This window comes from Methylobacterium sp. Leaf111 (assembly GCF_001423285.1).
GTDB lineage: Bacteria > Pseudomonadota > Alphaproteobacteria > Rhizobiales > Beijerinckiaceae > Methylobacterium.
The window spans coordinates 82,870-100,936 of the sequence record NZ_LMNE01000056.1 but is presented as its reverse complement, the minus strand read 5'-3'; the positions used below and the strand labels follow the sequence as shown (position 1 = coordinate 100,936).

Sequence of the window (18,067 nt, the reverse complement as noted above, 5' to 3'; positions counted from 1 at the left end):
CGTCAGCGGCCGTCATGGTTCCGCTTGAGAGGGCTGCGTGACGGATTGCCGGATCGCATCTGCGGGCCCCGCGCGACCTGAGCCCCTCTCTTCAACGTGCATGCACCCGGACTGCCCCGGCACGCGGGCGGCTCCAGCTCAACGGACCGACCACATTTTTCGACGATTTCCCTCGCCACGAGGGCGTCCGGCACGGTCCCGCTGCCTGAAAGTGACTCCTTGACCCAATTCACCGATTTCGGCCTCGCCCAGCCCGTGCTGCGCGCCCTGGAAGAGGCCGGCTACAAGAGCCCGACTCCGATCCAGGCCCAGGCCATCGCCCCCGCCATGCAGGGCCGCGACCTCTGCGGCATCGCCCAGACGGGCACCGGCAAGACGGCGGCCTTCGCGCTGCCGATCCTGCACCGCCTCGCCGAGACCCCGCGCAAGGCGATCCGTCGCGGCTGCCGCGTGCTGGTGCTCTCGCCCACCCGCGAGCTCGCCAACCAGATCGCGGAGAACTTCTCCGATTACGGAAAATATCTCTCGTTCACCAACACCGTGGTGTTCGGCGGCGTCACCATCTCCCGTCAGGAGAAGGCGCTGGCCAACGGCGTCGACATCCTGGTCGCGACCCCCGGTCGCCTGATGGACCTCATCGAGCGTCGCTCGCTGACCCTCGAGGCCGTCGAAATCCTCGTCCTCGACGAGGCCGACCAGATGCTGGACCTCGGCTTCATCCACGCCCTCAAGCGCATCGTGAAGATGCTGCCGAAGGAGCGCCAGAGCCTCTTCTTCTCGGCGACCATGCCGAAGAACATCGCCAGCCTCGCCGACCAGTACCTACGCGATCCGGTCCAGGTGGCGGTGACTCCGGTCGCCACCACCGCCGAGCGCGTCACCCAGGAGGTCATCTTCGCCCATACCGGCGCGAAGCAGGCCCTGCTGAACCACATCCTGCGCGATCCGGCGATCGAGCGCGTCCTCGTCTTCACCCGGACCAAGCACGGCGCCGACCGCGTCGTCCGCGGCCTGGAGAAGGTCGGGATCAACGCCTCGGCGATCCACGGCAACAAGTCGCAGCCGCAGCGCGAGCGGGCGCTGGCCGCCTTCAAGGACGGTTCCTGCCGGGTGCTCGTCGCCACCGACATCGCCGCCCGCGGCATCGACGTCGAGGCGGTGAGCCACGTCATCAACTACGACCTCCCGAACGTGCCGGAGAGCTACGTCCACCGCATCGGCCGCACCGCGCGCGCCGGGGCGAACGGGCTCGCGATCTCGTTCTGCAACGACGAGGAGAAGGCCTACCTGCGGGACATCGAGCGCACCACGCGCCAGAAGATCCCCGTCGGCGCCTTCCCCGAGGGCTTCACCCCGCCGTCTCGCCAGGAGGCGGCGGACAACGCCCAGGCCGAGGAGCGCCGTCCGGCGCCGAACGGCCAGCGTCCCGGCCAGCGCCAGGGCCAGCGTCCGAGCAGCCGCCCGGGCGGCCGTCCCGGCCAGGGCCGTGGCTTCGAGGGGCGCGGCGGTGAGAACCGCGGTGGCTCCGGACGCCCGAGCCGTTCCGACGGCGCGGCCCGTCCGCAGGACGGCCGCGGCGATCGCCGGCCGGCCGCCCAGGGCGAGCCCCGCGCCGAGCCGCGCGGCGAACGCCCCCGGGCCCCGCGCCCGCAGGGCGGCGGCGAGGGTCGCGCCATCGGCTGGCTGGATCGCGGCCCGCGTTCCTGATCCGTCACATCCGACGCATTCGAGCGCCGTCCCGGTTTCCGGGGCGGCGTTTTCGCGTCCGATGCCCCGGGCATTGCCGTGCCGTTTCGCGGGGCCACATCACACAGGTCGGGTACCGAGCCCGGCGTCTTCGGAGGCATGGGCGATGCGGTTTGAACTCTACCGGGATTCCGCCGGCGGATGGCGCTGGCGCCTGCGGTCGCAGAACGGAAACGTCGTCGCAGATTCGGCGGAGGCCTATCTGCGTCGTGAGGATTGCGAGCACGGTATCGGCCTCGTGAAGGGCAGTGCCGATGCACCGACGGTGGACATGACCCTGAAGATCGCGTGACGAACCGCACGCAGGGCTTCGTTGACCATCACGGCAACGCTTGCCGAGCCGTGGGAAACGCTTTCGCACCTCGTGCGTTTGCTGCATCCGGGCCTCGCGACGAGGGATGCCGGTGTGTCGAGACTCGACAGAATTCAGGGAGTTGAGAACGTGCTGAGGAAACTCGTGCTGGCCGCGCTGCTGGCCCTAGGCTTCGCCGCCACCGCGCCACAGGGCGCTTCGGCCGCCCCCGTCGGTCCTGCCCTCGCCCTCCAGAGCGAGGCTGCGCCGGCCGCTGTGCAGACGGTTCAGTATTACGGCTATCGCCGCCGCTTCTATGGCCCGCGTCGCTTCTACGGCCCGCGCCCCTTTTACGGCCGTCGCTACTACGGCCCGCGCCGCTTCTACGGCCCGCGTCGTTTCTATGGTCCGCGTCGCTTCTACGGCCCGCGCCGCTTCTACTACTAAGGAACCGGCTGCGTCCCGACACAGACGCAAAGCCTTCGCGGCCCGGCCTTCGTTACGACGAGGGCCGGGCCGTCCTCGTTTTCAGCAGTAAACTTCAGGCTGATGGCTGTGACCCACCGGCGGGATGCGATAAGTTGCTGCCTTGGAAGACGGCCGTCATCGAAACGGCTCGCTTCGGAGGTTACGCCATGAACGTCCTTGCGGCCCGCCGCGCCGAGGCGCGCGCACTCTGGGAATTGGTTCCTCTCGAACTCGTTCTCTCCGCCTTCGCGATCATCCTGGCCGGTGCCCTGAAATATGCCGACGTGATGCCCTGAAGGCGGTCGCGATGCCTCGGCAAAGGGCCCGGCATCGGCCTACACTGCGGGCGGTCGAGGGTGAGACGTGAGCGGGATCATGACGGAGACGGACGAGGCGCGGCGCCCCAGCGGGGACCTGACGGTGCGCACCATCGCGATGCCGGCCGACACGAACGCCAACGGCGACATCTTTGGCGGCTGGGTCATGTCGCAGATGGACCAGGCCGGCGGGATCGCGGCCGTGGAACGCTCGCAGGGACGGGCGGTCACGGTCGCGGTGAATGCGATGACGTTCATCCGGCCCGTGAGGGTCGGTGACGTCCTCTGCGTCTACACCCGGATCGATCGGGTGGGGCGCAGCTCCATGAAAATCGAGGTCGAGGCCTGGGCGCGGCGCTTCCGCACCCAGTTTCGGGAGCAGGTCACCGAGGCGACCTTCACCTTCGTGGCCATCGACGACGAGGGCCGGCCGCGCGCCATCGAACCGACCTGACCGCCCGGGGGGTCCGATCGGGGCCGGGCACTCAGGCGTTGGGGGCCGCCACCTTCTGGCGCAGGCCCGTGATGACCGCCTTGAGGACATCCGCGTCGGCATCGGAGCTGCCCATGCAGCGGACCGATTCGATCCGTTCGTGCACGAAGGACAGCTTGGCGATCACCGCCGGGGTCAGCTTGAACGGGAACAGGGCCGGCTGGCCCATGCTGCGGCTGAGCGAATTCACCGCGTAGGTGAGGGGCAGCCACGCCTCCACGATCCGGCTGAAATCCGTCATCCGGTAGGGGTCGAAGTCGATCACCACCGGCTCGGACGAGCCGTGGCGCAGGCGCGGACGCACATGCATCTCGAAGGTGCTGGCGGTCTCCAGCGTGTCGACGATGTGGAGGTATTGAGCCCAGGTCTCGGCAAAGTCCTCCCACGGATGCGCCGTGGCGTAAGCGCTGACGTAGCTCTCCTCCCAGTCCGGCGGTGCTCCGTGGGCGTAGTGGCGCTGCAGGGCGCCGGAATAGTTCAGCCGCTCGTCCCCGAACAGGGACCGGAAGGTCCACAGGCTCTGGTCGAAGCGCACCAGCACGTTCCAGAAGTAATGTCCGATCTCGTGGCGGAAATGCCCGAGCAGCGTGCGGTAATACTCGCCGAACAGCATCCGCCGCCGCTCGCGCTCGACGTCGTCGGCCTCGGCGATGTTAAGGGTGATGAGACCGCTGCGATGCCCGGTGAGGACGGGTGGCCCGATCTGATAGCTTTCCGACGGATCGACCAGGAAATCGAAGGCGAGACCCGTGGCGGGGTTCTCGTCGCGGGTCATCAGCGGCAGGTCGAGGCGCAGCAGCGAATAGAACAGCCGATGCTTGGCCGCCTCGATTTGGCGCCAGCGGGTCAGGTTCCAGGCGATGGAGAGATCGGGCACCACGTGGTTGTGGCGGCAGGTGACGCAGTAGCGGTTGGGGGAATCGTCCGGGACCAGCCAGTTGCAGGCGTCGTGATCCGCGTTGGCGCAGAACCGGTACTTGCGGCCCGGATTCGCGTAGGCGTGCCAGAGGCCGTTCACCGGCTCCACCGCCGACATCTCGTGGACGTCGCAGACATAGCCCAGCCGACGCTCGCAGCTCTCGCAATGGGTGCTCTCGAAGCTGATCGGCTGGTGGCAAGCCTGGCACTGGAAGATCTTCATGGAGCCGTCGGGGGACGCCTTTCCTGTCTGTCCGCGGAGCGTCGCATGCCGCCCGCGAGGGAACCCTCTTAGCCTATCCGCACGCGATACGGTGGCAAAGCATGGGAGGGGACCGAAGTTCCGGCCCTGGGGCTCGGCCGGCATGGCCGAACCCCGGGAGCACGAAACTTGCAGGCCGTCACGGGCCGTACCCGTCCTGGCCATCCCCCGGCGCGAGGATGGGGCGGTCGTCGTGCGGGCGGCCTTCCGGGTCCCCGCGCGCAAGGGCATCGCTTGCGGGTCTCCGTTGGCGTATGTCTCTGGTGAAGCTTTCTTCGGAGCACCGCAGGGTGGTGCCCCGTCCCTCCGCCGCCGGCGCGTGCCGATCCGCCCGCCCGGCGCCCTGTCCAGTCACAGCGGGAGCCCCCGTGTCGATCAAAGCCGCCCTGCACCACGTCACCCACTACACCTACGATCGGCCGATCACGCTGGGCCCCCAGGTGATCCGCCTGCGCCCGGCGCCGCATACGCGGACCGCCGTTCCGGCCTACTCGCTCAAGGTTCTGCCGGAGAACCACTTCATCAACTGGCAGCAGGACCCGAACGGCAACTGGCTCGCCCGGCTGGTCTTTCCGGAGAAGACCACCGAGCTGAAGATCGAGGTCGACCTCACCGCCGACATGTCGGTGATCAACCCATTCGACTTCTTCGTCGAAGACTATGCCCAGACCCGAGGCTTCACCTACGCGGACGACCTCACGGCCGAGCTGAAGCCCTACCTCGTCCTCGACGACGCCATGGCGCCGGAGGTGGATGCCTTCCTGGAGCGCCTCCCGGCCGAGCAGAACACGGTCCTGTTCCTCGTGGCCCTGAACGCCCAGGTGGCGCAGGAGATCACCTATGGCGTCCGCATGGAGCCCGGCGTCCAGACCGCCGCCGAGACCCTGACGCTGAAGAGCGGCTCCTGCCGCGACTCGGCTTGGCTGATGGTGCAGATCCTGCGCCGCCTCGGCATGGCGGCCCGCTTCGTGTCGGGCTACCTGATCCAGCTCATCCCAGACACCACCGCCGTCGACGGGCCGGCCGGCACCACCACCGACTTCACGGATCTGCACGCCTGGGCCGAGGTCTACCTGCCGGGCGCCGGCTGGATCGGGCTCGACGCCACCTCCGGCCTCCTCTGCGGCGAGGGCCACATCCCGCTGGCGGCGACCCCGCACCACGCCTCCGCGGCGCCGATCTCCGGCCTCGCCGAGCCGGCGGGCGTCGAGTTCGGCTTCGAGATGACGGTGACCCGCGTGGCCGAGGCGCCGCGCATCACCAAGCCGTTCTCCGAGGAGGTCTGGGCCGCGATGGACGCCCTCGGCGACCGCATCGACGCCGACCTCGCCGAGCAGGACGTCCGCCTGACCATGGGCGGGGAGCCGACCTTCGTCTCCATCGACGACTTCGAGTCGCCCGAGTGGAACGCCGCCGCCGTCGGTCCGACCAAGCGCGGCCTCGCCGACAAGCTGATCCGTCGCCTGCGCGATCGCTTCGCCCCCGGCGGCATGCTGCATTACGGCCAGGGCAAGTGGTATCCGGGCGAGAGCCTACCGCGCTGGGCCTTCGCCCTGTACTGGCGCCGGGACGGTGTGCCGGTCTGGAAGGATGCCGGCCTGATCGCCCCCGAGGACGGCCCCCGCGACGCCGACATCCACAAGGCCAAGGCCCTGATCGACGGAGTCGCCAAGCGCCTCGGCCTCGGGGCCTACGTGTTCCCGGCCTTCGAGGATCCGGTCTACTGGTCCGACAAGCGCGACGAGTTGCCCCCCAACGTCACGACGGCGGAGCCGCACTACCCGAACCCGGAGACCAATGCCCGCATGGCGCGGGTCTTCGCGCGCGGTCTCGGCGAGGCCGCGGGCTATGCCCTCCCGCTGGCGAGCCTGCCCACCGGCAAGGCGAGCGATTCCGACCGGCTCTGGATCTCGGAGCCGTGGGACTTTCGCCGGGGCCACGCCTTCCTGACGCCGGGCGACTCGCCCGTGGGCTACCGCCTGCCCCTGTCCTCGCTGCCCTTCGTGCCGCCGGAGCACTATCCCTATTACCAGCCGCAGGACACGCTGGAAGCCCGCGCCCCGCTCCCCGAGGGCCATCCCGGCCCCGAGACCGTCAACGGCTCCGGCGTCACCGGCGTCGCGGTCCGCACCGCCTTCGCGGTGGAGCCGCGCGACGGCATCCTGCACGTCTTCATGCCGCCCCTGCAGCGGGTCGACGAGTACCTGGAGCTCCTGGGCCATCTTGAGGCGACGGCCGCTGCGCTGAAGCAGCCGCTCCACATCGAAGGCTACGAGCCCCCCTTCGACCCGCGCCTCAACGTCATCAAAGTCACGCCCGATCCCGGCGTGATCGAGGTCAACGTGCATCCCGCCGCGGCCTGGCGCGACGCCGTGCGGATCACCACCGACCTCTACGAGGATGCCCGGCAGATCCGCCTCGGCGCGCAGAAGTACATGACCGACGGCCGACACACCGGCACCGGCGGCGGAAACCACGTGGTGCTCGGCGGCGCGACACCGGACGACTCGCCGTTCCTGCGCCGGCCCGACCTCCTGAAGAGCCTGGTGCTGTACTGGCAGCGCCACCCGGCGATGTCCTACCTGTTCTCGGGCCTCTACATCGGTCCGACGAGCCAGGCGCCGCGCATGGACGAGGCGCGCCACGATGGGCTCTACGAGCTCGAGATCGCCATGGCGCAGGTGCCGAAGCCCGACGAGCCCAACATCCCGCGCTGGCTCGTGGATCGCATCTTCCGCAACATCCTCGTGGACGTGACCGGCAACACCCACCGGTCCGAGATCTGCATCGACAAGCTCTACTCGCCGGACGGCCCCACGGGGCGCCTCGGGCTCCTCGAATTCCGCTCGTTCGAGATGCCGCCGGACCCGCGCATGAGCCTGGCGCAGCAGCTCCTGCTGCGGGCGATCGTCGCCTGGCTCTGGCGCGAGCCGCAGGAAGGCGGCTGTGTCCGCTGGGGCACGGGCCTGCACGATCGCTTCATGCTGCCCCACTTCCTGTGGGCCGATTTCCTGGGCGTGCTGGAAGACCTCCGGGCGGCCGGCTACGACTTCGACCCGGCGGCCTTCGTGGCGCAGCGCGAGTTCCGCTTCCCAGTCTTCGGAACGGTGGAGCAGGGCGGCGTGAAGATGGAGCTCCGCCAGGCCCTCGAACCCTGGCACGTGCTGGGCGAGGAGGGCGCGATCGGGGGAACCGTGCGCTACGTGGACTCGTCGGTGGAGCGTCTGCAGGTGAAGGTCGAGGGCTACGTGCCCGGCCGGCACGTCATCGCCTGCAACGGCCGGCGCCTGCCGATGACCGGCACCGGGACCGCCGGCGAGGCGGTGGCCGGCCTGCGCTTCAAGGCGTGGCAGCCCGCCTCCTCGATGCACCCCACGATTCCCGCGCACTCGCCGCTCACCCTCGACATCCTCGATGCCTGGAGCGGCCGGTCGCTGGGCGGCTGTCGGTACCATGTCAGCCATCCGGGCGGACGCAACTACGAGACCTTCCCGGTGAACACCTACGAGGCGGAGGGGCGTCGCCTCGCGCGCTTCCAGGCCCACGGCCACACCCCCGGCAAGATCGCGATGCCGCCCGAAGAGACCAATCGCGAGTTTCCGATGACGCTCGACCTGCGCACCCCCGCACCCCCGGGCTTCGCCCTCCCATGAGCGCAGCGGCCGCGGCGGAGATACAGGGACGGGCCGAGCGCCTCGCGCGCTGGACCTCCGCATACCGGCCAGATCGGGACGTCCCCGACGAGCTGATGGATCACGAGGGCCGTCCCAAGGGGGCCTGGCCGCGGTTCCTCGACCAGCTCGGCGGCATGGACGAGGTCGAGATCGGCGCCCGCTTCATCTCGGCGGTCCGGCGCATCCGCGACACCGGGATCTCCTATCGGATCTACGGCGATAAGCGCGAGCATGCTTGGCCGCTGGGCTCGCTGCCGCTCGTCCTCGAACAGGCGGACTGGGAGACGCTGAGCGCCGGCATCGTCGAGCGCGCCGCGCTGATGGAGACGATCCTCGCCGACCTCTACGGCCCGGAGCGCCTCGTGGCCGAGGGCCTGCTGCCGGCCGCAGTGGTGGCGGGCAGCCCGGAATTCATGCGTCCCCTGGTCGGCGTCACGCCGCCGGGCGGTCGCTTCCTCAAGCTCTACGCCGCCGACGTGACGCGCGGGCCCGACGGGCACTGGCGGGTGCTCGCCGACCGGACGCAATCGCCCTCCGGGCCCGGCTACGCCCTGGAGAACCGGCTCGTCCTCACCCGCGCCTTCCCGGACCTCCATGCCGACCTGCAGGTCGAGCGCCTGGCCACCTTCTTCCAGGCCTTTCGCGATGGCCTCGCGGTGGGTGCGCAGCGCAGCGACCCGCGGATCTGCCTCCTGACCTCAGGGGTGTTCAGCTCGACCTATGTCGAGCAGGCCGCGCTCGCCCGCTATCTCGGCCTGCTCCTGGTGGAGGGCGACGACCTCGTAATGCAGGACGGGGCCCTGCACATCCGCACCGTCGCCGGCCTGAAACGGGCGGACGTGCTCTGGCGGCGCATCGACTCCGACTACCTCGACCCCCTTGAGCTCAACCCGGCCTCGCGCCTCGGCGTCCCGGGCCTCGTGGAAGCCCTGCGCAACGGCAACCTCGTCGTCGGCAACATGCCGGGTTCGGGCATCCTCGAATCCGGCGCGCTCGCCGCCTATCTGCCCGGCATCGCACGACATCTCCTCGGGCGGGACCTGACACTCGCCGGGCCGAAGACCTGGTGGTGCGGCGATCCGCGGGCGCTGGCCGAGATCCGCGACCGGCTCGACAGCTTGAGCCTGCGTCCGGTGGCGACGCCTCCGAAGGGAGCCGTGCGCGACGCGATCCTGGCCCCGCACGCCCTCGATGCCGAACGCGACCGCCTGCGCGCGGCCCTGCGCGACCGGCCCTTCGACTACGTCGCCCAGGAGACGATGCCGCTCGCCACCATGCCGGCCTGGGATCCGAGCGGCGGCTCCCTGCGCCTGGTGCCGCGGCCCTTCGTGCTGCGGGTCTTCGCGGCGGCGACGCCCGAGGGCTGGCGCGTGATGCCGGGCGGCTTCTGCCGCATCTCGGAGCGGCCCGATGTCGAGCCTCTTGAGATGCGCGCCGGCATCAAGTCGGCCGATGTCTGGATCCTGTCGCGCGATCCCGTGGAGCCGGTCACGCTGATTCAGACCGGGCCGGCGCGGGTGCGCCGGATCGCTGGGCACCTGCCGTCGCGGGCGGCCGACAACCTGTTCTGGTTCGGGCGCTACGTCGAGCGGGCCGAGGCGGTGATCCGCCTCGTCCTCGCGCATCTCGGCAGCGTCGGTTCCGCCGTGATCGCCGACATGGCGGGCGACGCGAAGGCGCCCACCGCGCTACGCATTCGTGCACTCCTCGACGAGTGGGGGGCCATCGACGCCCCCGACCTGCCCACCGCGGCCCTGGCCCAGCAGGCCCTCGGCGGCCACGACGCCCACGGCTCCGCCCTGCGCCACAGCCTGTCCGCGCGGATCAACGCCGCGACCCTGCGCGAGCGTCTCTCCGGCGAAGCCTGGCGGGCGCTGGCGGATCTGAAGGAGGTCCTGGAGATCGAGGCCGGGCAGGCGTTGCCGGAAGCGCAGCTCCTGGGCCTCGCCGAACGCGCCCTCAGCCACATCGCGGCCCTGTCGGGTCTCGCCCAGGAGAACATGAACCGCACCACCGGTTGGCACTTCGTCGATCTCGGCCGCCGGATCGAGCGCGCCATCAACACCTTGAGCTTCGCCACCCGCTTCGCCGGCGACGGCGCCAGCGCCGAGGACCTCGGCGTGATGCTGTCCCTGTGCGATTCGCACGTCTCGTTCGGTGCCCGCTACCTGCAGGGGGTGGCCCTCGATCCGGTGCGCGACATGGTGCTCCTCGATCCGTTCAATCCGCGCTCGGTCGCCTTCCAGCTCGAGGCGATCACCCGGCATCTCGGCCAGCTTCCGGTTCTGCGGGCCGACGGGTTGCCCGAGCCGCACCAGCGCATCGCCGCCAAGCTCTTGGCCGAGTTCGCCACCGGCGAGGCGGCGGAGTTCGACGGCGCCGCCCTGATGCGCCTGGAGAACGAGGTCGAGGGCCTCGCCGACGCCGTGGCCACCCGCTACTTCCCCAACGGGCCGCATGCCCTGCGCCCGGAAAAGCTCGTGGGGCTCGCGTGATCTATACGCTGCGTCACCTCACCACCTACCGGTACGCCCGCCCCGTGCGCTTCGCCCGCTGCACCATGCGCCTGCGCCCGCGCGACGGGGAGGGGCAGACCGTGCTGGAGAGCGGCCTCACGATCACGCCCGATCCGCGGACCCGCATCGTCCGGCGCGACTATTTCGGTCTCGATGCCACCGCGGTCACGATCGACACGCCCCACACCGAACTGCGGGTGGAGGCCCTGTCACGGGTTCGGGTCGAGCGCGAGCCGCTGCCACCGGCGGAATCCGGCCGCCCCTGGGAGCAGGTCCGCGACGAGGCGGCGAATGGGCGCGGCCTCGGTCCGGACCGGCCGGTGCACTTCCAATTCCCGAGCCTGCGCGTGCCGCTGGTGCCGGAGGTGACGGATTATGCCCGGGCGAGCTTTCCCCCGGGCCGGAGCGCCTATGGCGGCGCCTTCGACCTGATGCAGCGGATCCGGGCGGACTTCACCTTCGACGCGAAGGCCACCACCGTGCACACGCCCCTCGCCGAGGCCTTCGCCCTCCGGGCCGGCGTCTGCCAGGACTTCACCCACATCATGATCGCGGCCCTGCGCGGCCTCGGCCTGCCGGCCGCCTATGTCAGCGGCTACCTCCGGACGGTCCCGCCCGCCGGTCGCCCGCGCCTGCGCGGCGCCGATGCGAGCCATGCCTGGGTCTCGGTCTGGTGCGGGGACGGCTGGATCGGCCTCGACCCCACCAACGGCATCGGCATGTGCGACGATCACATCGTCGTGGCCCGTGGACGCGACTACACCGACGTGTCCCCCATCGACGGCATCGTTTCCGCCTCGGGCCCGCAGAAGCTCAAGGTCGAGGTGGACGTGGTGCCGGACGGTGAGCCGATGCCCGAGCATGCGGCTCCGCTCCAGGCCACCCCGGCCTGACCGGCCCCGCCGGGATCCGACCGGACCCTAGGCGGATTTGGCCGTGAACAGACGGAAGGCTTCCAGGGTCTCGGCGCTGACGTGATGCTCGATGCCCTCGGCGTCGCGGCGGGCGATCTCGGGGCTGACCCCGAGCGCGCAGAGGAACTGCTCGACGATGCGGTGGCGCTCGCGGCTCTGCACGGCCAGGGCCTGCCCGGCCTCCGTGAGGAAGACGCCCCGATAGGGGCGCTGCTGAACGAGGCCGTCCTCGGCGAGGCGCTTCAGCATCTTGGCGACGGTCGGCTGGGCCACGCCGAGGCGCGCGGCGATATCCACCTGCCGCGCCTCGCCGCCATCGCCGATCAGGTCGGCGATGAGCTCGACGTAATCCTCGACGAGTTCCAGCCGGCGCGCCTCGCGGGCTTGCCGAAAGCTCTCCACGTGGACGTCGGGATCGACCAGGGAGGTGTCGGGCGCGGAGGACGTCGAATCCTGCATGTGGCCGGCGAACTCCCCCGAACAATGGCGCCCTCGAACGGGAGCCCGAGCCGGTTTGTACCGAAGCCGCGCCCCGGATGGGAGCCCCCGGGGTCCGAAAGCCGCCTCAACCGCGCAGGTGAGCCACAAAATCCCGCGTGAACCGGGGCAGATCGTCCAGCGAGCGCAGGCAGATCGTGAGATCGCGCAGGGCCCAGGCATCCTCCAGGGGCACGATGGCGAGGGCCATGGTGCGCGCGGCACGGGCCGCAGTGGTCTCGGGGACGATGCCGAGGCCGACGTCACAGGCCACGAGCCGGCAGATCGCGTCGAAACTGCGCAGCTGCACCCGGAGGCGCATCGGAGGCCGGCCCGTGCGCGCGGCCTTGTCGGCCAGGAAGCGGGTGAGGGCGCTGGTCCGGTCGAGGCCGACCAGGGGATGCTCGATCACCTCCGCGAAGGCGACCGAGGCACGCGCCGCCAGGGGGTGCCCGGTGGCCGCCACCATGACGAAGCGGTCCTGCCGGAACGGATAGGTCTCCAGGGCGCCGGTATCGACGGTGCCGGCGACGATACCGAGATCGGCCGAGCCCTCGGCCACCAGCCCGACGATCTCGTCCGAGGTCCGCTCCTCGATGTCCACGCTGACACCGGCCTGACGGGCCAGGAAGGCGCTCAGGACCTCGGGCAGGAATTCCGTGAGGGCGTTGGTGTTCGAGACGAGGCGGATCTGCCCCACCGTGCCGCCCGAGAAGGCGGCCAGGTCCTCCTGCATCCGGTCGATCCCGTCGAGGAGCCCGCGCGCATGGGCGAGGAGCGACCGCCCAGCCGGCGTCGGCACCACCCCCTGGCGCCCCCGCGTCAGCAGCGCGGCCCCGAGGGTCTCCTCCATGGCGCGGATGCGCACCGAGGCGGCGGCGAGGGCGAGATTGGCCCGGGCCGCGCCGTGGGTGATCGAGCCCGCCTCCACCACGTGCCGGAACAGCGAGAGATCGACCAGATCGAAGCGCATCATCGGCTCGTTGCCCCCCCGCGCGGGGCGACCCTTCGCGGTTCCGTCAGCACTTCCTTAACCCTGTGGGTGCATCGTGCCGGCATGGTGGTCCGTCGTCGCGTCCGTGCTGTTCTGATGCCCCTCGGCCTCTACGCCGTGTCGGGCCTCGTCGTGGGCTTCTTCGTGCATCAGGCCGAAAGCGGCAACCGCGGCCTCGAGGCCAAGCGCGCCCTCAAGGTCCAGGCCCGCGCCCTGAATCAGGAGCTCAACGCCGCCAAGGCGGACCGGGCAATCTGGGAGCACCGGGTGGCCCTGCTGCGCAGCGATCAGATCGATCGCGACCTCCTGGAGGAGCGCGCCCGCGTCATGCTCGGCCGTGTCCATGCCAACGACGTGGTCATCATCGATCCCTGATCGGCCCCGGACGGCGAAACCCGTCGCCCGCGCAGGCGCTTCGCAACTGACAACTTCCCCGTTCTGTCGGGTGGGCGGCCTCGCTTTCACTTCGGGCGTGCCCTAGAACCCCGGGTGAACAGATGGTCCCGGGGAGTTGCCGATGGATGCCGCGAAGGATGCAGGCCAAGCCGCCTCCGACACAAGCCGGGCGGGGGCTGAGCGATCCGGGGGGGCGAAGCCCACGGGCGCGGCCGAAACCCACGCGCCGGCCCCGAACGCGCCGCAGTTCACCCGCGAGGAAGATCTCCACGCCTATCACGAGATGCTGCTGATCCGGCGCTTCGAGGAGAAGGCCGGACAGCTCTACGGCATGGGCCTGATCGGCGGCTTCTGCCACCTCTACATCGGCCAGGAAGCGGTGGTCATCGGCATGCAGATGGCCTCGGTCGACGGCGACCAGGTCATCACCGGGTACCGCGACCATGGCCACATGCTCGCCTGCGGCATGGATCCGAAGGGCGTCATGGCCGAGCTGACCGGCCGGCGCGGCGGCTACAGCCGCGGCAAGGGCGGCTCGATGCACATGTTCTCCCGCGAAAAGCAGTTCTTCGGCGGCCACGGCATCGTCGGCGCCCAGGTCTCGCTTGGGACGGGGCTGGCCTTCGCCGACGCCTACAAGAAGAACGGCAATGTCAGCCTGACCTACATGGGTGACGGTGCGGCCAACCAGGGCCAAGTCTACGAGAGCTTCAACATGGCGCAGCTCTGGAAGCTGCCGGTGGTCTACGTGATCGAGAACAACCGCTACGCCATGGGCACTTCGGTGGCCCGCGCCTCGGCCCAGACCGACTTCTCCCGGCGCGGCATCTCCTTCGGCATCCCCGGCGAGCAGGTGGACGGCATGGACGTGCGCACCGTGCGGGAGGCCGCGACCCGGGCGATCCAGCACGCCCGCTCGGGCGAGGGTCCCTACATCCTCGAGATGCAGACCTACCGCTATCGCGGCCACTCGATGTCCGACCCGGCCAAGTACCGGACCAAGGACGAGGTCTCGAAGATGCGCGAGGAGCACGACCCGATCGAGATGGTGCGCAAGCGCCTGATCGAGATGCACGGGGTGCCCGAGGCCGAGCTGAAGGCCGCCGACGCCAAGGTGCGCGAAACCGTGAACGAATCCGCCGAGTTCGCCACGCACGATCCCGAGCCGGATCCGTCCGAGCTGTGGACCGACATCCTGCTGGAAGCCCGCGCCTGAGACCCATCATGTGTCGGAGATGGGGCGGCATCCCGCGCATGCGGCCGCACCCCCCGTCTCCGAAGGGCTGACCGCCTCATCCTCGATCGACGAGTATTTCATGGCGACCGACATCCTGATGCCCGCCCTCTCCCCGACCATGGAGGAGGGCAAGCTCTCGAAGTGGCTGAAGAAGGCGGGTGACCCGGTCAAATCCGGCGACGTGCTGGCCGAGATCGAGACCGACAAGGCGACCATGGAGGTCGAGGCCATCGACGAGGGCGTGCTCGCCAAGATCCTCGTCGAGGAGGGCACCGAGGGCGTGAAGGTCAACACGCCGATCGCGATCATCGCCGCCGAGGGCGAGGACGTTTCGGCAGCGTCCGCTGGCGGCGGTGTCCCGAAACCCGAGACGTCCGCGCAGCCCGCTCCGGCGCCCGACATGGAGGCCGAGGGCCAAGCCGAGAAGCCGGCCCCGAGCGCCAAGACCGGCGACGACGCGCCCAGGGCCCCGGCGGCCCCCGCCACCATCACCAACAAAGCGCCGGCGCCGGTCATGGAGGAGTTTCCGGAGGGCACCGAGATGGTCTCGACGACCGTCCGCGAGGCCCTGCGCGACGCCATGGCCGAGGAGATGCGCAAGGACGACGCCGTCTTCGTGATGGGCGAGGAGGTCGCCGAGTACCAGGGTGCCTACAAGATCACGCAGGGGCTGCTGCAGGAGTTCGGCGCCCGCCGCGTCGTCGACACCCCGATCACCGAGCACGGCTTCGCCGGCATCGGCGTCGGCGCGGCCTTCACGGGCCTGCGTCCCATCGTGGAGTTCATGACCTTTAACTTCGCCATGCAGGCGATCGACCATATCATCAACTCGGCGGCCAAGACCCTCTACATGTCCGGCGGCCAGCTCGGCTGTCCCATCGTGTTCCGCGGCCCCAACGGTGCGGCCGCCCGCGTCGGCGCCCAGCACAGCCACGACTACTCGGCCTGGTACTCCAACGTGCCCGGCCTGAAGGTCATCGCGCCCTACACCGCGTCGGACGCCAAGGGCCTGCTCAAGGCGGCCATCCGCGATCCCAACCCGATCATCTTCCTCGAGAACGAGATTCTCTACGGCCAGAGCTTCCCGGTGCCGAAGCTCGACGACTTCGTGCTGCCGATCGGCAAGGCACGGATTCACCGTCCCGGCACCGACGTGACCATCGTGTCGTTCTCCATCGGCATGACCTACGCCCTCAAGGCGGCGCAGGCCCTCGCCGAGGAGGGTATCGAGGCGGAGGTGATCGATCTGCGAACCCTGCGCCCGATGGACACCGACACGGTGGTGGAATCGGTGAAGAAGACCGGCCGCTGCGTCACCGTGGAGGAGGGCTTCCCGCAATCGGGCATCGGCGCCGAGATCTCGGCCCGCCTGATGGTCGATGCCTTCGACTACCTCGACGCCCCGGTCCTGCGAGTCACCGGCAAGGACGTGCCGATGCCCTACGCCGCCAACCTCGAGAAGCTGGCGCTCCCCAACGTCGCCGAGGTGATCGAGGCGGCAAAGGCGGTCTGCTACCGCTGAGGGCCGCGCGCGTTCCCCTCCCACTCTCCCCGTCCGGGGAGAGACCGGAGACGAGATGATGACCGACAAATTCGAAGAACTGTCCGCCCCGCCGGATGCCCTCGAGAACGGTGGCGTCGAGGTCCTTCGCGCCAGCGTCGTCGACGGGGCCGTGAGCATCGCCCTGCGGCGCTCCTTCGACGACGCAGCCACCTGGGGGCGCCTCCTCGCCGATCTCGCCCGTCAGGCGGCGCGGGTCTACGCGCTGGAGACCGAGATGTCGGAGGATGACGCCTTCGCGCGCATCCGCGCCGGCTTCGAAGCCGAGAGCCTCGACCCCGACGCGCCGATACTGAACTGACCGCCGCTCCCCCGATATCGCCCGCTGACGATCAGGATTCCCCCCATGCCGATCAACGTCCTGATGCCCGCCCTGTCGCCCACGATGGAGAAGGGCAACCTCGCCAAGTGGCTGAAGAAGGAGGGGGACGCGGTGAAGTCCGGCGACGTGCTCGCCGAGATCGAGACCGACAAGGCGACCATGGAGGTGGAGGCCATCGACGAGGGCGTGCTGGCCAAGATCCTGGTGGCCGAGGGCACGGCCGACGTGCCGGTGAACGACCTGATCGCCATCATCGCGGCGGACGGCGAGGACCCGGCCAGCGTGCAGGCCCCCGGCGGCGGGGCCGCCGAAGCCCCGAAGGCCGAATCCCCCAAGGTGGAGGCGACCGCCGAGAACGCCACGCCCGGCGGCGGAACGATGTCCTATGCCCGGGTGAACGAGGCCCCGGACGGCGCGAAGCCCACGGGTGGCAAGAGCGAGGGCGCGAGCCCCGGCGCCGCGCCCTCGAACGAGGTCGGACGCGTCTTCGCATCGCCGTTGGCCCGCCGCATCGCCAAGCAGGAAGGGGTCGATCTCGGTGCGGTGACGGGCTCCGGCCCGCGCGGGCGGGTGATCGAGCGCGACGTCCGCGCGGCGCTCGCGGCCGGAACCGGCAAGGCGGCCCCCGCCGCCGCGCCGAAGCCCGTCGAGACCCCGCAAGCGGCGTCCGCACAGGCCGCACCGCCCCCCGCCAAGGCGGTGCCCCCCGCCGGCCTTTCCACGGACCAGGTACGCGGCTTCTACCCGAAGGGCACTTACGAGGAAGTCCCCCTCGACGGCATGCGCAAGACCATCGCCAAACGCCTCACTGAGGCGATGCAGCTGGCGCCGCACTTCTACCTGACGGTGGATTGCGAGCTCGATGCGTTGATGGCCCTGCGCGAACAGCTCAACACGAGCGCCGGCAAGACCAAGGACGGCAAGCCTCTGTTCAAACTCTCGGTCAACGACTTCGTCATCAAGGCGATGGGCCTCGCCCTGATGCGGGTTCCGGCGGCCAACGCCGTCTGGGCCGAGGACCGGATCCTGCGCTTCGACAATGCCGAGGTCGGCGTGGCGGTCGCCATCGATGGCGGCCTGTACACGCCGGTGATCCGCCGGGCCGACCAGAAGACGCTCTCCACCATCTCCAACGAGATGAAGGACTTCGCCGCCCGGGCGCGGGCCAAGAAGCTGAAGCCCGAGGAATACCAGGGTGGCGTCACCTCCGTGTCCAACCTCGGCATGTTCGGCATCAAGCACTTCACGGCGGTGATCAACCCGCCGCAATCTTCGATCCTGGCGGTGGGTGCGGGCGAGAAGCGCATCGTGGTCCGCGACGGCGCCCCGGCCGTGGCCCAGGTGATGACCACCACCCTGTCCTGCGACCACCGCGTCCTCGACGGAGCGTTGGGCGCCGAACTGATCTCGGCGTTCAAGGCGCTGATCGAGAACCCCATGGGGATGCTGGTTTAGGCGGGACGGAGCGTCCGCCTGGCGA

At 70.0% G+C, this 18,067-nt stretch carries 16 protein-coding genes; 13 read left to right on the top strand and 3 right to left on the bottom strand.

Going from position 1 to position 18,067, the window contains the following annotated elements; translation table 11 throughout:
• Positions 1-219 precede the first annotated feature (219 nt).
• From ASF41_RS19885 to ASF41_RS19865, 5 genes are all read left to right on the top strand, one after another.
• Positions 220-1,707, top strand: a complete 1,488-nt coding sequence (locus ASF41_RS19885; protein WP_056211254.1) for a DEAD/DEAH box helicase — start codon at positions 220-222, stop codon at positions 1,705-1,707.
• A gap of 145 nt (positions 1,708-1,852) precedes the next feature.
• Positions 1,853-2,038 (top strand): DUF1508 domain-containing protein, encoded by a 186-nt coding sequence (locus ASF41_RS19880; RefSeq protein ID WP_056211256.1) that lies wholly within the window; start codon positions 1,853-1,855, stop codon positions 2,036-2,038.
• A 150-nt stretch (positions 2,039-2,188) separates the two neighbouring features.
• A complete protein-coding gene (locus ASF41_RS19875; RefSeq protein WP_056211258.1) occupies positions 2,189-2,485 on the top strand; it encodes a hypothetical protein in 297 nt (98 codons plus the stop codon).
• A gap of 188 nt (positions 2,486-2,673) precedes the next feature.
• Positions 2,674-2,802, top strand: a complete 129-nt coding sequence (locus tag ASF41_RS26485; protein ID WP_280136479.1) for a hypothetical protein — start codon at positions 2,674-2,676, stop codon at positions 2,800-2,802.
• Between the two features lie 79 nt (positions 2,803-2,881).
• Positions 2,882-3,277, top strand: a complete 396-nt coding sequence (locus tag ASF41_RS19865; protein WP_056211462.1) for an acyl-CoA thioesterase — start codon at positions 2,882-2,884, stop codon at positions 3,275-3,277.
• A 31-nt stretch (positions 3,278-3,308) separates the two neighbouring features.
• Here ASF41_RS19865 and ASF41_RS19860 read toward each other — a convergent pair whose 3' ends face one another.
• Positions 3,309-4,457 carry a putative zinc-binding metallopeptidase gene (locus tag ASF41_RS19860; RefSeq protein WP_056272530.1) on the bottom strand — a complete coding sequence of 383 codons (1,149 nt, stop codon included), beginning with the start codon at positions 4,455-4,457 and terminating at the stop codon, positions 3,309-3,311.
• Between the two features lie 407 nt (positions 4,458-4,864).
• Here ASF41_RS19860 and ASF41_RS19855 point away from each other — a divergent pair, with 407 nt between their 5' ends.
• From ASF41_RS19855 to ASF41_RS19845, 3 genes are read left to right on the top strand one after another with little or no spacing between them, the layout of a single operon-like run.
• On the top strand, positions 4,865-8,149 hold the full coding sequence (locus tag ASF41_RS19855; RefSeq protein ID WP_056496323.1) for a DUF2126 domain-containing protein: 3,285 nt from the start codon (positions 4,865-4,867) through the stop codon (positions 8,147-8,149).
• Complete coding sequence (locus ASF41_RS19850; protein ID WP_056496320.1) at positions 8,146-10,665, top strand: circularly permuted type 2 ATP-grasp protein; 2,520 nt, start codon at positions 8,146-8,148, stop codon at positions 10,663-10,665. The genes ASF41_RS19855 and ASF41_RS19850 overlap by 4 nt, the downstream gene beginning before the upstream one ends.
• On the top strand, positions 10,662-11,579 hold the full coding sequence (locus ASF41_RS19845) for a transglutaminase family protein (RefSeq protein WP_056496317.1): 918 nt from the start codon (positions 10,662-10,664) through the stop codon (positions 11,577-11,579). Before ASF41_RS19850 ends, ASF41_RS19845 begins: the two co-directional genes overlap by 4 nt.
• A gap of 27 nt (positions 11,580-11,606) precedes the next feature.
• On the opposite strand, the gene mntR is transcribed toward ASF41_RS19845, so the two are convergent.
• Together mntR and ASF41_RS19835 are read right to left on the bottom strand one after the other, a co-directional pair.
• A complete protein-coding gene (mntR, locus tag ASF41_RS19840) occupies positions 11,607-12,059 on the bottom strand; it encodes a manganese-binding transcriptional regulator MntR (protein ID WP_056211271.1) in 453 nt (150 codons plus the stop codon).
• Between the two features lie 106 nt (positions 12,060-12,165).
• The gene (locus ASF41_RS19835; RefSeq protein ID WP_200917646.1) at positions 12,166-13,053 is read right to left on the bottom strand and encodes a LysR substrate-binding domain-containing protein; all 888 of its coding nucleotides are present in this window, start codon (positions 13,051-13,053) and stop codon (positions 12,166-12,168) included.
• 81 nt (positions 13,054-13,134) lie between these two features.
• Between ASF41_RS19835 and ASF41_RS19830 the strand changes: the two genes are divergently transcribed.
• From ASF41_RS19830 to ASF41_RS19810, 5 genes are all read left to right on the top strand, one after another.
• Positions 13,135-13,446 (top strand): septum formation initiator family protein, encoded by a 312-nt coding sequence (locus tag ASF41_RS19830; RefSeq protein ID WP_055953008.1) that lies wholly within the window; start codon positions 13,135-13,137, stop codon positions 13,444-13,446.
• Positions 13,447-13,588: 142 nt separating this feature from the next.
• The gene (pdhA, locus tag ASF41_RS19825; protein WP_056496314.1) at positions 13,589-14,683 is read left to right on the top strand and encodes a pyruvate dehydrogenase (acetyl-transferring) E1 component subunit alpha; all 1,095 of its coding nucleotides are present in this window, start codon (positions 13,589-13,591) and stop codon (positions 14,681-14,683) included.
• A gap of 100 nt (positions 14,684-14,783) precedes the next feature.
• Complete coding sequence (locus tag ASF41_RS19820) at positions 14,784-16,226, top strand: pyruvate dehydrogenase complex E1 component subunit beta (RefSeq protein WP_056496447.1); 1,443 nt, start codon at positions 14,784-14,786, stop codon at positions 16,224-16,226.
• Between the two features lie 58 nt (positions 16,227-16,284).
• Positions 16,285-16,566, top strand: coding sequence for a DUF5076 domain-containing protein (locus tag ASF41_RS19815; protein ID WP_056211469.1), 282 nt, complete (start codon positions 16,285-16,287; stop codon positions 16,564-16,566).
• Between the two features lie 45 nt (positions 16,567-16,611).
• The gene (locus ASF41_RS19810) at positions 16,612-18,042 is read left to right on the top strand and encodes a pyruvate dehydrogenase complex dihydrolipoamide acetyltransferase (RefSeq protein WP_056496311.1); all 1,431 of its coding nucleotides are present in this window, start codon (positions 16,612-16,614) and stop codon (positions 18,040-18,042) included.
• The last annotated feature ends 25 nt before the right edge of the window (positions 18,043-18,067 follow it).

What these genes read in the sequence shown, in the direction of transcription:
- ASF41_RS19880 (WP_056211256.1), top strand. Translation starts at nt 1,853, where the DNA reads ATGCGGTTTGAACTCTACCGGGATTCCGCCGGCGGATGGCGCTGGCGC.
- ASF41_RS26485 (WP_280136479.1), top strand. Translation starts at nt 2,674, where the DNA reads ATGAACGTCCTTGCGGCCCGCCGCGCCGAGGCGCGCGCACTCTGGGAA.
- ASF41_RS19865 (WP_056211462.1), top strand. Translation starts at nt 2,882, where the DNA reads ATGACGGAGACGGACGAGGCGCGGCGCCCCAGCGGGGACCTGACGGTG.
- ASF41_RS19860 (WP_056272530.1), bottom strand. Translation starts at nt 4,457, where the DNA reads ATGAAGATCTTCCAGTGCCAGGCTTGCCACCAGCCGATCAGCTTCGAG.
- ASF41_RS19850 (WP_056496320.1), top strand. Translation starts at nt 8,146, where the DNA reads ATGAGCGCAGCGGCCGCGGCGGAGATACAGGGACGGGCCGAGCGCCTC.
- mntR (WP_056211271.1), bottom strand. Translation starts at nt 12,059, where the DNA reads ATGCAGGATTCGACGTCCTCCGCGCCCGACACCTCCCTGGTCGATCCC.
- ASF41_RS19835 (WP_200917646.1), bottom strand. Translation starts at nt 13,053, where the DNA reads ATGATGCGCTTCGATCTGGTCGATCTCTCGCTGTTCCGGCACGTGGTG.
- ASF41_RS19830 (WP_055953008.1), top strand. Translation starts at nt 13,135, where the DNA reads ATGGTGGTCCGTCGTCGCGTCCGTGCTGTTCTGATGCCCCTCGGCCTC.
- pdhA (WP_056496314.1), top strand. Translation starts at nt 13,589, where the DNA reads ATGGATGCCGCGAAGGATGCAGGCCAAGCCGCCTCCGACACAAGCCGG.
- ASF41_RS19820 (WP_056496447.1), top strand. Translation starts at nt 14,784, where the DNA reads ATGGCGACCGACATCCTGATGCCCGCCCTCTCCCCGACCATGGAGGAG.
- ASF41_RS19815 (WP_056211469.1), top strand. Translation starts at nt 16,285, where the DNA reads ATGACCGACAAATTCGAAGAACTGTCCGCCCCGCCGGATGCCCTCGAG.
- ASF41_RS19810 (WP_056496311.1), top strand. Translation starts at nt 16,612, where the DNA reads ATGCCGATCAACGTCCTGATGCCCGCCCTGTCGCCCACGATGGAGAAG.